General features: G+C 49.0%; 12 protein-coding genes. 11 read left to right on the top strand and 1 reads right to left on the bottom strand.

The annotated features are described in order from the left end of the window. Positions 1–3 precede the first annotated feature (3 nt). From prmA to HV243_RS02170, 6 genes are all read left to right on the top strand, one after another. Positions 4–885 (top strand): 50S ribosomal protein L11 methyltransferase, encoded by an 882-nt coding sequence (prmA, locus tag HV243_RS02195; RefSeq protein WP_046275075.1) that lies wholly within the window; start codon positions 4–6, stop codon positions 883–885. Positions 886–1,013: 128 nt separating this feature from the next. Next, entirely contained in the window at positions 1,014–1,790 is a 777-nt protein-coding gene (locus HV243_RS02190; RefSeq protein ID WP_053389873.1) for a carbonic anhydrase family protein, read from the top strand. Positions 1,791–2,088: 298 nt separating this feature from the next. Next, positions 2,089–3,054 (top strand): tRNA dihydrouridine synthase DusB, encoded by a 966-nt coding sequence (gene dusB / locus HV243_RS02185; protein ID WP_003025224.1) that lies wholly within the window; start codon positions 2,089–2,091, stop codon positions 3,052–3,054. 25 nt (positions 3,055–3,079) lie between these two features. Further along, on the top strand, positions 3,080–3,376 hold the full coding sequence (fis, locus tag HV243_RS02180; RefSeq protein ID WP_000462905.1) for a DNA-binding transcriptional regulator Fis: 297 nt from the start codon (positions 3,080–3,082) through the stop codon (positions 3,374–3,376). Positions 3,377–3,464: 88 nt separating this feature from the next. Continuing rightward, complete coding sequence (yhdJ, locus tag HV243_RS02175; protein WP_016157595.1) at positions 3,465–4,349, top strand: adenine-specific DNA-methyltransferase; 885 nt, start codon at positions 3,465–3,467, stop codon at positions 4,347–4,349. A gap of 82 nt (positions 4,350–4,431) precedes the next feature. Then, positions 4,432–4,596, top strand: coding sequence for a DUF2556 family protein (locus HV243_RS02170; protein WP_003025279.1), 165 nt, complete (start codon positions 4,432–4,434; stop codon positions 4,594–4,596). Positions 4,597–4,642: 46 nt separating this feature from the next. Here HV243_RS02170 and envR read toward each other — a convergent pair whose 3' ends face one another. Continuing rightward, positions 4,643–5,299 (bottom strand): acrEF/envCD operon transcriptional regulator, encoded by a 657-nt coding sequence (gene envR / locus HV243_RS02165; protein WP_047359095.1) that lies wholly within the window; start codon positions 5,297–5,299, stop codon positions 4,643–4,645. 413 nt (positions 5,300–5,712) lie between these two features. Here envR and HV243_RS02160 point away from each other — a divergent pair, with 413 nt between their 5' ends. From HV243_RS02160 to HV243_RS02140, 5 genes are all read left to right on the top strand, one after another. After that, the gene (locus HV243_RS02160) at positions 5,713–6,876 is read left to right on the top strand and encodes an efflux RND transporter periplasmic adaptor subunit (protein WP_046275049.1); all 1,164 of its coding nucleotides are present in this window, start codon (positions 5,713–5,715) and stop codon (positions 6,874–6,876) included. An 11-nt stretch (positions 6,877–6,887) separates the two neighbouring features. Next, the gene (locus HV243_RS02155) at positions 6,888–10,001 is read left to right on the top strand and encodes an efflux RND transporter permease subunit (protein ID WP_016157598.1); all 3,114 of its coding nucleotides are present in this window, start codon (positions 6,888–6,890) and stop codon (positions 9,999–10,001) included. 272 nt (positions 10,002–10,273) lie between these two features. Continuing rightward, entirely contained in the window at positions 10,274–10,495 is a 222-nt protein-coding gene (locus HV243_RS02150) for a lipoprotein (RefSeq protein WP_046275048.1), read from the top strand. Between the two features lie 460 nt (positions 10,496–10,955). Beyond that, entirely contained in the window at positions 10,956–11,981 is a 1,026-nt protein-coding gene (locus tag HV243_RS02145) for an amino acid ABC transporter substrate-binding protein (protein WP_003025295.1), read from the top strand. Positions 11,982–12,050: 69 nt separating this feature from the next. Further along, a complete protein-coding gene (locus tag HV243_RS02140) occupies positions 12,051–13,232 on the top strand; it encodes an amino acid ABC transporter permease (protein ID WP_046275047.1) in 1,182 nt (393 codons plus the stop codon). Positions 13,233–13,241: the final 9 nt, after the last annotated feature.

Raw genomic sequence — 13,241 nt, 5'->3', positions numbered from 1 at the left:
GCCATGCCATGGATCCAACTGAAACTGAACACGACCGGTGCCAACGCTGAAGAGTTGAGCGATGCGCTGATGGAAGCGGGCTCCGTTTCCATTACTTTCCAGGACACGCATGATACGCCGGTATTTGAGCCTCTGCCGGGCGAGACTCGCCTGTGGGGAGATACCGACGTTATCGGCTTGTTCGATGCAGAAACCGACATGAAAGAAGTGGTTGCCATCCTGGAGCAGCATCCGCTGCTGGGTGCAGGCTTCGCGCATAAAATCGAACAGCTCGAAGACAAAGACTGGGAACGCGAATGGATGGATAACTTCCACCCGATGCGCTTTGGTGAACGTTTGTGGATTTGCCCAAGCTGGCGCGATGTCCCGGATGAGAATGCCGTCAACGTGATGCTGGACCCGGGTCTGGCGTTTGGTACCGGCACTCACCCCACCACTTCCCTATGCCTGCAATGGCTGGACGGTCTCGATCTAAACGGCAAAACCGTCATCGACTTCGGCTGCGGCTCCGGCATTCTTGCCATTGCGGCACTGAAGCTGGGTGCCGCAAAAGCCATCGGCGTAGACATCGATCCACAAGCAATTCAGGCCAGCCGTGATAACGCCCAGCGTAATGGCGTTTCTGAGCGTCTGGAGCTTTATCTGCCGAAAGACCAGCCAGAGGCGATGAAAGCCGACGTGGTGGTCGCAAACATCCTCGCAGGCCCATTACGTGAACTGGCACCGTTAATCAGCGTACTGCCCGTTGAGGGCGGTTTACTGGGGCTTTCTGGCATTCTTGCCAGCCAGGCGGAAAGCGTCTGTGAGGCCTATGCCGAACTCTTTACGCTCGATCCGGTTGTCGAGAAAGAAGAGTGGTGCCGCATTACCGGTCAGAAAAAATAATCCCTTCCGGCGTGGTTGCCTGACCACGCCATTTTCAGACAATTGACCAGCATACTGAGACGTTCTCCAGCGATATAATAATTTATTGATTTTGTTAATATTTATATTGATTTTCGTTGAGTAAACGTATGCGCTTCAACCTATTTATCACAACTTTACTGACAGCATACCTGATGCCACTGACCGCGCTGGCCGCGCCATGGGGTTATAGCGGAGAATCTGGTCCCGCACAGTGGGGAGAAATCAGCAAAGAGTATGCAACGTGCCAGACCGGAATAAATCAATCACCCATTGATATCCAGACCGCCAAAACTCGTAAACTTGGACTTCCTTCACTCAACATGCAATATGTTGATGGTCCGACAAGATTTCAGAGCATTAACCATACTCTGCAGGCAACAATGAGTAGCTATACCTCAAACTCCATTGAAGTTGATGGAAAGATTTATTTTCTAAAACAATTAGATTTTCACGCCCCGAGCGAACATACCTTCAACGGTAAAACCTATCCGCTGGAGTTGCAGTTAGTCCACAAAAACCAACACGGAGACGTCACTATCGTGGCGGTCATGTTTGACGTCGGCGAACCTAACCAGGCGATTCAAAATCTGTGGGAGTCATTTCCAACCATGGAGGACAACAGTATGCCCATCTTCTCGCCAGTCGATATCAACCAACTTTTACCCGACGATAAAACCTACTGGCGCTATAGTGGTTCGCTAACTACACCTCCCTGTACTGAAGGCGTCAGCTGGACTGTCCTGAAAACGCCTGTTGCCCTTTCCGCCGAACAACTGGATAAATTTCACTACATTGTTGGGCCTGCGAACAATCGCCCACCGCAGCCAGTAAATGAACGCAAGATCATCGACAGCCATTCAGGAGATATCGAGATCCTGTACTAAAATGAGGTAGAGATCACACAATGGCGAGACAATTTGCTGATTAATTCAGCAGATTATCTTGCCAGCACCTTCTGCGGCTGAAGAAAAAATGAGAAGTTACGCAAAATTATATGTGTATATAAAATCGACACATCTTTATAATGCAATGATTTATATGATTAAATATTTTCATGCGTTCATATTTACGGCAATTCATTGATCCACCTCAGTGGATTGGTCAAAGTTTGGCCTTTCATCTCGTGCGAAAAATGCGTAATATACGCCGCCTTGCAGTCACAGTATGGTCATTTCTTAACTCATGCGCATCGGACAATACCAGCTCAGAAATCGCCTGATCGCAGCACCTATGGCTGGCATCACTGACAGACCATTCAGGACGCTGTGCTATGAGATGGGAGCAGGATTGACGGTATCCGAGATGATGTCTTCTAACCCGCAGGTTTGGGAAAGTGACAAGTCTCGTTTACGGATGGTGCACGTTGATGAGCCAGGAATTCGCACGGTGCAAATTGCCGGTAGCGACCCTGTTGAGATGGCCGATGCCGCACGTATTAACGTGGAAAGCGGCGCCCAGATTATTGATATCAATATGGGGTGTCCGGCTAAAAAAGTGAATCGCAAGCTCGCAGGTTCAGCCCTCTTGCAGTACCCGGATCTAGTGAAATCAATACTAACCGAGGTCGTCAATGCAGTGGACGTTCCTGTCACACTCAAGATTCGCACCGGCTGGGCTCCGGAACACCGTAACTGCGTAGAGATTGCCCAACTGGCTGAAGACTGTGGCATTCAGGCTCTGACCATTCATGGACGCACCCGCGCCTGTTTGTTCAATGGAGATGCTGAGTACGACAGTATTCGGGCAGTTAAGCAGAAAGTTTCCATTCCGATTATCGCGAATGGCGACATTACTGACCCGCATAAAGCCAGAGCTGTACTCGACTATACGGGGGCGGATGCCCTGATGATAGGACGTGCAGCTCAGGGAAGACCCTGGATCTTTCGGGAAATCCAGCATTATCTGGACACTGGGGAGCTGCTGCCCCCGCTGCCTCTGGCAGAGGTGAAGCGCTTGCTTTGTGCGCACGTTCGGGAACTGCACGACTTTTATGGTCAGGCAAAAGGGTACCGAATTGCGCGTAAACACGTATCCTGGTATCTCCAGGAACACGCTCCGGATGACCAGTTTCGGCGCACATTCAACGCCATTGAAGATTCCAGCGAACAGCTGGCGGCGTTGGAGGCATACTTCGAAAATTTTGCGTAAACAGAAATAAAGAGCTGACAGAACTATGTTCGAACAACGCGTAAATTCTGACGTACTGACCGTTTCTACCGTTAACTCTCAGGATCAGGTAACTCAAAAGCCCCTGCGTGACTCGGTTAAACAGGCACTGAAGAACTATTTTGCTCAATTGAATGGTCAGGATGTTAACGATCTCTATGAGCTGGTACTGGCTGAAGTAGAACAGCCCCTGTTGGACATGGTGATGCAATACACCCGCGGTAACCAGACCCGTGCTGCCCTGATGATGGGCATCAACCGTGGTACGCTGCGTAAAAAACTGAAAAAATACGGCATGAACTGATACTAATCAGCGAAATGTTTGTTTTAAAAGGCGCTACTCGGCATGGGGAAGCGCCTTTTTTATTAACGTCACACGGGAGGCTTTGGCGATGAACGCAAGATGTGAACCTGTCTATTTTGGCGATGAATCTAAAAAGATAATCCTGGGTGATGCTCTGACCGAACTGAAAAAGCTGCCGTCAGAAAGCGTCGATCTCATTTTCGCCGACCCACCTTATAACATCGGTAAAGACTTTGACGGGATGGTGGAATCCTGGGACGAAGAGGCATTTTTGGCATGGCTGTTTGAGTGCATTGACGAGTGCCATCGCATTCTCAAATCACACGGCACCATGTACATCATGAACAGTACGGAGAACATGCCGTACATCGATCTCAAATGCCGCCAGCTCTTTACCATCAAGAGCCGTATCGTGTGGTCATACGATAGCTCCGGGGTGCAGGCCAAAAATCACTTTGGTTCGATGTATGAACCGCTTCTGATGATGGTAAAAGATCAGAAAAACTACACGTTTAATCGTGATGATATTTTGGTTGAAGCCAAAACGGGCGCTAAACGTGCACTGATAGACTACAGAAAGAACCCGCCCCAACCTTACAACCAGAAAAAAGTACCAGGCAATGTCTGGGAGTTTCCACGCGTTCGTTATCTGATGGACGAATACGAAAATCACCCGACTCAAAAACCCAAAGCCCTCCTTGAACGCATCATTCTGGCTTCCTCCAGTCCAGATGACAGCGTGCTGGATCCGTTTGCCGGTAGCTTCACTACCGGTGCCACTGCCGTGGAATTAGGTCGCAAATTTGTCGGGATTGAAATCAATGCCGAGTACGTAAAAATGGGGCTCAGAAGAATGAGCATTGGTTCGCATTTTTCAGAGAATGAACTTGCAAAGGTGAAAAAGCGGAAGACAAAAAATCTGTCTAAAAAGAGTCGATTAACAGCAAAGAGCGGCGATCTTTCAGCAAAGTAAAGGCATTGTAAGTCTGCTTTTCAGCTTGCAGATTTCGTGTATATTCCCTGCACGCTTGGGCATGAATACACAGGGTTTGGTAATGATTCGCAAGTATTGGTGGCTGGTTGTTTTTGCGGTCTTCGTTTTTCTCTTTGATGCGCTGCTCATTCAGTGGATAGAGCTGATGACAACGGAGCACGATAAGTGCCGGAATATGAATTCTGTGAACCCCCTCAAGCTGGTCAACTGCGTCGACCTCGAATAGCACGACGAAAAATACGTCGACAGCCGTCAGGCCCTGGCGGCTAAAACTACCCTGGCTGATTTTCACTCTGCATTAATTGCATTACACAGCCGTCTGGGCTTAACATTTTTAATACGTTATCAACTAATACTGGCGCTTGCCCATACAAATCATAACTCACTGGATTCATTAACCAGTTTTTTATTATCCCGCTAAAGCTACCGTGCAGAATAATGATGATGACATCTAAATCCAGACTGGTAGCAATCAGATTTTCATCCACGCACTTTTGCAGTGAATCACGAATACTTTGATGACTGAGACCTATTTTATCGCGGATGGTCTGTTCTGATATCATATCGTTATGAAATTCACATTTATGATATAAAATTTGCATTAATGCCTGCTGGCGAGGATTCTGTGCAATATATTGCAATCCCACTACAAACTTTTCACGCAGTCGCTGTAAAGGATTATCCCCCCAACGACCAATAAGCTTATCCTGAATAAGATCGCGTAATGAAGGTTGTTGTAACCATAGCGCATTGAACAATTGCGTCTTATTTTCAAAATGCCAATAGAGCGCCCCCCGCGTCACGCTGGCGGCATCCGCAATGTCGTTTAACGTCGTATTGCTAACACCACGCACGGCAAACTGCATAATCGCTGTTTCTATCAGGTGCTGTCGTGTTTTGAGGGCATCAGCTTTCGTTTTTCTGGCCATGGTTTCGACTGTCTGAGGTAAGGTAGAGAATGATTAACTTTCTTATGTAATATTTGCTAAACGGAACAAATGTATCACTTAGCGTTTATTTAGACGAGTTCTAAAACAGTTAATTATGGATATTGCACACGAATAAACAAAACAAATAACAACCACCAATATATTCACCAACCAAATACTTATTTCAATATGTGTTTATGCGCATCATTGCATTACTATTAAAACCATAATGAAACAACCGAAGATTAATCATTTTTTGTTTTTACGTGCCGTGTATCGCGCCCATAAATAAGTATTGCTTACATCGCAAGCTAATAATTTGTAGGATAGCCAACCATTATTTTTACTTGTGCGCGTTATCGCCTCTGCGTTACCCGGTTAATAACGAGCGTTCGGTTTTTTAAGGAATAGAAATGACGAAAAATGCCAGGTTTTCACTCCTGCCCTCATTCATCATCATGTCCGCTGTATTACTCGCCGGTTGTAACGATCAGGGAGAAACACAAGCTCACCCCGCAGAACCACAGGTGACTGTCCATGTCGTCGAAAAGGCGCCTTTAGCCGTGACGACCGAATTACCAGGGCGCACAACAGCATTTCGTATTGCTGAAGTCCGTCCTCAGGTCAGCGGGATTGTACTTAAACGGAATTTCACCGAGGGAAGCGATGTTGAAGCCGGTCAGTCGCTTTATCAGATCGATCCTGCGACTTACCAGGCTGACTACGACAGCGCCAAAGGCGAACTGGCAAAGAGTGAAGCGGCAGCAGCTATCGCACATTTAACGGTAAAACGTTATGTCCCGCTGGTTGGCACTAAGTACATCAGCCAGCAAGAGTACGATCAGGCCATTGCTGATGCTCGCCAGGCCGATGCCTCCGTTATCGCGGCAAAAGCGGCGGTCGAAAGTGCTCGTATAAACCTGGCCTACACCAAAGTGACATCGCCCATTAGCGGACGTATCGGTAAATCTAACGTCACCGAAGGCGCATTAGTCACGAATAGCCAGGCAACTGAACTTGCTACCGTGCAACAACTTGATCCTATTTACGTCGACGTAACACAGTCCAGTAATGACTTTATGCGCCTTAAACAGTCCGTTGAGCAAGGGAGCCTGCATAAAGACAGCGCCAGCAGTACCGTCGAACTGGTGATGGAAAATGGTCAGTCGTACCCGCTGAAAGGTGCGTTGCAGTTCTCTGATGTCACCGTTGATGAAAGTACCGGATCCATCACCCTCAGGGCCGTATTCCCTAACCCACAGCACACGCTGCTGCCGGGCATGTTTGTGCGTGCTCGTATTGATGAAGGCGTCCAGCCGAATGCCATTCTCGTTCCCCAACAAGGGGTAACGCGTACGCCACGCGGCGATGCAACGGTGATGGTTGTCAATGACAAGAGTCAGGTCGAGGCTCGCACCGTCGTTGCTACTCAGGCGATAGGTGATAAGTGGTTAATCAGCGAGGGCTTACAGCCTGGCGATAAGGTTATCGTCAGCGGATTGCAGAAAGCGCGTCCCGGCGTAAAGGTTAAAGCAACCACCGATACCGAAACTCCAGCCGCAAAAACTGCGCAATAAGGTAACCGGACATGGCTAACTTTTTTATCAATCGCCCTATTTTTGCCTGGGTTCTGGCCATCATTCTGATGATGGCAGGGGCTCTGGCAATCATGCAACTGCCCGTTGCACAGTATCCGACCATTGCACCTCCTGCGGTCGCTATTTCTGCCACCTACCCAGGTGCGGATGCGCAGACGGTACAAGACACGGTTACGCAGGTTATCGAACAGAATATGAACGGTATCGATAACCTGATGTATATGTCCTCCACCAGCGATTCCTCCGGGAGCGTCACCATTACTCTGACTTTCGAGTCGGGTACTGACCCGGATATCGCACAGGTCCAGGTGCAAAACAAATTACAGTTAGCGATGCCCTTACTGCCTCAGGAAGTACAGCAGCAGGGGATCAGCGTCGAGAAATCCAGTAGCGGTTTCCTGATGGTGGCGGGTTTTGTCTCCGATAATAACAATCTGACGCAGGATGATATTTCCGACTATGTGGCGTCTAACGTTAAAGACGCAATAAGCCGAACAGCAGGTGTCGGCGATGTCCAGATGTTTGGTGCACAGTACGCAATGCGCATCTGGCTCGACAGCAACGCAATGAACAAATATCAGTTGACTCCTCTGGACGTTATCAATCAACTGAGAACGCAAAACAATCAGATTGCCGCAGGCCAACTGGGAGGCGCACCATCCGTCCAGGGTCAACAACTTAATGCCTCCATTATTGCTCAGACACGCCTGAAAACGCCGGAAGAGTTTGGCCGCATAACGCTGAAGGTGGGCCAGGATGGCTCAATGGTTCACCTCAGAGATGTAGCCCGCATCGAACTCGGCGGCGAAAACTATAACATGGTGACGAAAATTAATGGTCAGCCTGCAACAGGCCTGGGCATTAAGCTGGCGACCGGTGCAAACGCGCTGGATACTGCCGCAGGCGTCAAAGCAAAGCTGGCTGAGTTACAACCTTTCTTCCCGCAAGGTTTGCAAGTGGTTTACCCCTATGACACTACACCATTTGTAAAAATCTCGATTAACGAGGTGGTGAAAACGCTGTTTGAAGCCATCATCCTCGTCTTCCTGGTGATGTACCTGTTCCTGCAAAATCTGCGCGCCACGCTGATTCCAACTATCGCAGTGCCTGTCGTGCTGTTGGGAACATTCGCGATCCTCGCCGCATTTGGATTCTCCATCAACACGCTAACGATGTTCGGAATGGTGCTGGCCATCGGCCTGCTGGTCGATGACGCCATCGTGGTAGTAGAAAACGTCGAACGCGTCATGGCGGAAGAGAAACTGCCGCCCAAAGAGGCGACGCAGAAATCCATGGTCCAGATCCAGGGCGCACTGGTCGGGATCGCGATGGTACTCTCGGCGGTATTTATCCCCATGGCGTTCTTTGGCGGCTCGACCGGCGCCATTTACCGCCAGTTCTCTCTGACCATTGTTTCAGCGATGGCGCTTTCTGTTCTGGTCGCCCTCATTCTTACGCCAGCGCTTTGCGCAACGCTGCTAAAACCCGTTTCCGCCGGACATGTTGAAAAGAAAGGCGGTTTTTTCGGATGGTTTAACGCCCTGTTCGATAAAAGCGTCGGGCATTACAGCAATAGTATCAGCGGTATTCTGCGCAAAACCGGACGCTACTTGTTGCTATATGTTCTTATCGTCGGCGGAATGGCTGTTCTGTTTTTACGCCTCCCTACCTCCTTCTTGCCCGAAGAGGATCAGGGGGTCTTTATGACAATGGTGCAACTTCCTGCCGGTGCGACACAGACGCGCACACAGCAGGTGCTGGATCAGATTCAGAATTACTACCTGAACCAGGAAAAAGCGAACGTAAAATCGGTGTTCACCGTTAATGGCTTCAGCTTTAGCGGCCAGGGACAGAACTCCGGTATCGTCTTTATTAGCCTCAAACCATGGGAAGAGCGTTCGGGCGATGAAAACGGCGTGACGGCTATCGTCGAACGTGCGACCAGGGCGTTCAGCCAGATTAAAGATGGACTGGTGTTCCCGTTCAACATGCCTGCCATTCTTGAACTGGGTACCGCGACCGGCTTTGATTTTCAGTTAATTGATCAGGCTAACCTCGGTCATACAGAACTGACGAAAGCCCGGAACCAGTTGCTGGGTATGGTGAGAGAACATCCAGATTTGCTGGTGCGCGTGCGCCCTAACGGTCTGGAAGATACCCCACAATTTAAGCTGGATATTGATCAGGAAAAAGCCCAGGCGTTAGGCGTAAGTCTGTCGGATATAAACCAAACGATTTCCACGGCCCTTGGCGGCACCTATGTGAACGATTTTATCGATCATGGCCGAGTGAAAAAGGTATACGTTCAGGCTGACGCACCGTTCCGTATGTTACCCAATGATATCAACAATCTCTACGTACGTAGTGGGAATGGTGAAATGGTGCCATTCTCTGCGTTCAGTTCGTCGCATTGGATTTATGGTTCACCCCGCCTGGAGCGTTACAACGGTATGCCATCAATGGAAATACTGGGAGAGGCCGCGCCGGGTCGAAGCACCGGTGAAGCCATGGCGCTCATGGAAAACCTGGCAGCACAGCTGCCAACCGGTATCGGCTATGACTGGACGGGAATGTCATATCAGGAACGGCTCTCCGGCAATCAGGCACCTGCGTTATACGCTATTTCGTTAATCGTCGTCTTCCTGTGTCTCGCCGCATTGTATGAGAGCTGGTCTATTCCATTTTCAGTCATGTTGGTTGTACCGCTCGGCGTGGTCGGTGCGCTTCTGGCGGCGTCCATACGCGGTCTGAATAACGACGTTTACTTCCAGGTAGGTCTGCTGACTACCATCGGTCTTTCCGCCAAAAACGCTATCCTTATCGTGGAGTTTGCCAAAGACTTGATGGATAAAGAAGGTAAAGGGTTGATTGAAGCCACACTGGAGGCGTCACGCATGCGTCTTCGTCCAATCCTGATGACATCTCTGGCGTTTATTCTGGGGGTTATGCCTCTGGTTATCAGCCACGGAGCAGGTAGCGGGGCGCAGAATGCGGTTGGTACAGGCGTAATGGGAGGCATGCTGACCGCGACATTGTTGGCAATCTTCTTCGTCCCCGTCTTCTTCGTTGTCGTCAGACGCCGTTTTAGTCGGCGCAACGTTTAATTTGTAAAATAAAGGCGTCTTAGGACGCCTTTTTAACCCAAGATGCCCCTCTTTATTTATTAATAAGATAGCCATTTATTTCTAATAAACCCTTCCTGAAAAAATCGCCAGTCACCTTTCTTTTTATCCATTATTTTTACAATCCACATGAATTGAGATTATTCCTCATGTCAGTATTTTTTTAAGAAGTGGTAAAATAATCGCCGAGTTCGCAGATGGCTTAGCGTTTGTCTTTGCTCAATTAGCGAAACGCTTATTTTTGAGGTAACACCATGAAAAGATTAATATCCGTTGCATTGCTTACCGTATTCCTGGCCGGCTGTGCACACGATTCTCCTTGCGTACCTGTATACGACGATCAGGGGCGCCTGGTTCATACCAATACCTGTATGAAAGGCACCACGCAGGATAACTGGGAAACAGCCGGAGCCATCGCCGGTGGCGCAGCAGCCGTTGCCGGGCTGACGCTTGGGATAGTCGCCCTGACCAAATAAATCTTCTTAAAAGCGCGGTGGGTACCGCGCTTTTTGCAATAAGAATTAAATCTTCATATAAGACAAAACGTTGGTATATAGCACTCAACGTATAATGAAATTATTATAGATTTTCCTCACATATCCACGATTTGAAATTAGCATTTTTTCAGTTCTTCGTAACAGCGCGCTTTCTTTTCATTATTCTCACGTCATCAATATTAACGTACGAAATCGTTATCACGCGTCCGGTTTGATTTTTAAATTTTTTGCGCCGAAATGTGGCTTACGTTTCAATTTTGCACCACTTCAGGGCGCTGCATTTATTTTTTCCTGTCTACACTCTGGATATTGCGTCGAATAATCGTGCGCAAAAACCTGGCACTACCTTTGCTTAAAAGAGTATGGCCATAGCCACAGACAGGTAAAAGACGTTTTCAGAACGTTTTCATAACAATAATTCCTCCACACAGGATGCTCTATGAAAAAGATGATAATAGCCAGCCTGGCTGCGGCCGGCGTGCTGCTTGCGGTTGCAAATCAGGCACATGCCGGCGCAACACTTGATGCCGTAAAGAAAAAAGGTTTTGTGCAGTGTGGGATCAGTGACGGGTTGCCTGGCTTTTCTTATGCCGATGCAAGCGGTAAGTTCTCAGGAATTGATGTCGACGTATGTCGTGGCGTTGCCTCCGCCGTATTTGGCGATGATAGCAAAGTAAAATATACCCCGCTCACCGCCAAGGAACGCTTTACCGCACTACAATCAGGTGAAGTCGACATGCTCTCTCGTAATACCACCTGGACCTCCTCTCGTGACGCAGGAATGGGAATGTCTTTCACTGGCGTAACGTATTACGACGGCATTGGTTTTCTTACCCACAATAAAGCGGGTCTCAAGAGTGCTAAAGAGCTGGATGGCGCAACGGTTTGTATCCAGGCAGGAACAGATACCGAACTGAACGTGGCTGACTACTTTAAAGCCAACAACATGAAGTACACCCCTGTCACCTTTGACCGCTCGGATGAATCAGCTAAAGCTCTGGAATCTGGACGCTGCGACACGCTGGCTTCCGACCAGTCTCAGTTGTACGCCCTGCGAATCAAGCTGAGTAATCCTGCGGAGTGGATTGTCCTGCCAGAAGTTATTTCTAAAGAACCGCTGGGACCTGTCGTACGTCGTGGGGACGATGAGTGGTTCTCCATTGTTCGCTGGACGCTGTTCGCCATGCTGAATGCGGAAGAAATGGGCGTTAACTCGAAAAATGTCGATGAAAAAGCGGCTAATCCTGCAACGCCAGATATGGCGCACCTGTTAGGCAAAGAAGGGGACTATGGCAAGGATCTGAAGCTTGATAACAAATGGGCTTACAACATTATCAAGCAGGTAGGTAACTACTCGGAGATCTTTGAGCGTAACGTGGGATCGGAAAGCCCACTGAAGATCAAACGTGGACAGAACAACCTCTGGAATAACGGTGGCATTCAATATGCGCCACCGGTGCGCTAATGCGTAGTGATGTAACGGGCGCCGCGACTGCGGCGCTCAGTCCAGAGTCATAGTTACCGAGGTTTTCTTATGTTCCATCGCCGCTCAATCGTAAAAGGATCGTTATCCTTTTCTAACCCTGCGGTCCGCGCCTGGTTATTTCAAATACTTGCCGTCATTGTGGTCGTCAGTATTGCGGTCTATCTCATTCATAATACGATAAATAACCTGAACAATAGCGGTATTACCTCGGGATTCTCTTTTCTCGATCGCAGCGCCGGATTTGGTATTGTCCAGCATCTGATCGATTACGAGCAAGGCGATACGTATGGCCGTGTCTTTATCGTTGGCCTACTCAATACACTATTGGTTTCTGCACTGTGTATTGTTTTCGCATCAATTATTGGTTTCTTTCTCGGACTGGCACGCCTGTCAGATAACTGGTTATTACGAAAGCTCTCGACGATCTACATCGAAACGTTCCGCAATATACCGCCGCTGCTGCAGATCTTCTTTTGGTATTTCGCCGTATTACGTAACCTGCCCGGCCCACGTCAGGCCGTTAACGCGCTGGACTTGATGTTTCTGAGTAACCGGGGGCTCTATATTCCGGCACCGCAAATGGGAGAAGGATTTTTTGCCTTTTGCGGCGCTGTAATTATCACTATCGTCGTCACTATCGGGCTATTTCGCTACAACAGAATGCACCAGACTAAAACCGGTCAGCTACGCCGGACCTGGCCCACGGCTCTGGCGCTGATCGTGCTTTTACCGATGATCTCACAGTGGCTGTTTGGCGCAGCGCTTCACTGGGATATCCCCGCCCTTCGCGGTTTTAACTTCCGTGGCGGTATGGTGCTTATTCCCGAACTGGCTGCCCTGACGCTGGCGCTTTCAGTGTATACCTCGGCGTTTATTGCAGAAATTATTCGAGCGGGAATCCAGGCCGTTCCTTATGGCCAACATGAAGCAGCACGCTCGCTGGGTCTGCCAAATCCGGTGACACTGCGCCAGGTGATCATCCCACAGGCGCTACGCGTCATCATTCCCCCATTAACCAGCCAGTATCTGAATATCGTCAAAAACTCCTCTCTTGCGGCCGCCATTGGCTACCCGGATATGGTTTCACTGTTTGCCGGCACGGTACTCAATCAAACAGGGCAAGCCATTGAAACTATTGCTATCACGATGTCGGTGTACCTGATCATCAGCCTGAGCATTTCTCTGCTGATGAATATTTATAACCGCCGTATTGCACTGATTGAGCGCTAAGGAGCCATG

Origin of the sequence: Citrobacter sp. RHBSTW-00599 (genome assembly GCF_013784065.1) — a bacterium.
Lineage (GTDB): Bacteria > Pseudomonadota > Gammaproteobacteria > Enterobacterales > Enterobacteriaceae > Citrobacter > Citrobacter braakii.
Note: the sequence above shows the minus strand (reverse complement) of the source record. Positions and strands in the feature narration are given on the sequence as shown.

Excerpts from the sequence above, each read along its gene's own strand:
- prmA (WP_046275075.1), top strand. The coding sequence starts at position 4 with ATGCCATGGATCCAACTGAAACTGAACACGACCGGTGCCAACGCTGAA.
- HV243_RS02190 (WP_053389873.1), top strand. The coding sequence starts at position 1,014 with ATGCGCTTCAACCTATTTATCACAACTTTACTGACAGCATACCTGATG.
- dusB (WP_003025224.1), top strand. The coding sequence starts at position 2,089 with ATGCGCATCGGACAATACCAGCTCAGAAATCGCCTGATCGCAGCACCT.
- fis (WP_000462905.1), top strand. The coding sequence starts at position 3,080 with ATGTTCGAACAACGCGTAAATTCTGACGTACTGACCGTTTCTACCGTT.
- yhdJ (WP_016157595.1), top strand. The coding sequence starts at position 3,465 with ATGAACGCAAGATGTGAACCTGTCTATTTTGGCGATGAATCTAAAAAG.
- HV243_RS02170 (WP_003025279.1), top strand. The coding sequence starts at position 4,432 with ATGATTCGCAAGTATTGGTGGCTGGTTGTTTTTGCGGTCTTCGTTTTT.
- envR (WP_047359095.1), bottom strand. The coding sequence starts at position 5,299 with ATGGCCAGAAAAACGAAAGCTGATGCCCTCAAAACACGACAGCACCTG.
- HV243_RS02160 (WP_046275049.1), top strand. The coding sequence starts at position 5,713 with ATGACGAAAAATGCCAGGTTTTCACTCCTGCCCTCATTCATCATCATG.
- HV243_RS02155 (WP_016157598.1), top strand. The coding sequence starts at position 6,888 with ATGGCTAACTTTTTTATCAATCGCCCTATTTTTGCCTGGGTTCTGGCC.
- HV243_RS02150 (WP_046275048.1), top strand. The coding sequence starts at position 10,274 with ATGAAAAGATTAATATCCGTTGCATTGCTTACCGTATTCCTGGCCGGC.
- HV243_RS02145 (WP_003025295.1), top strand. The coding sequence starts at position 10,956 with ATGAAAAAGATGATAATAGCCAGCCTGGCTGCGGCCGGCGTGCTGCTT.
- HV243_RS02140 (WP_046275047.1), top strand. The coding sequence starts at position 12,051 with ATGTTCCATCGCCGCTCAATCGTAAAAGGATCGTTATCCTTTTCTAAC.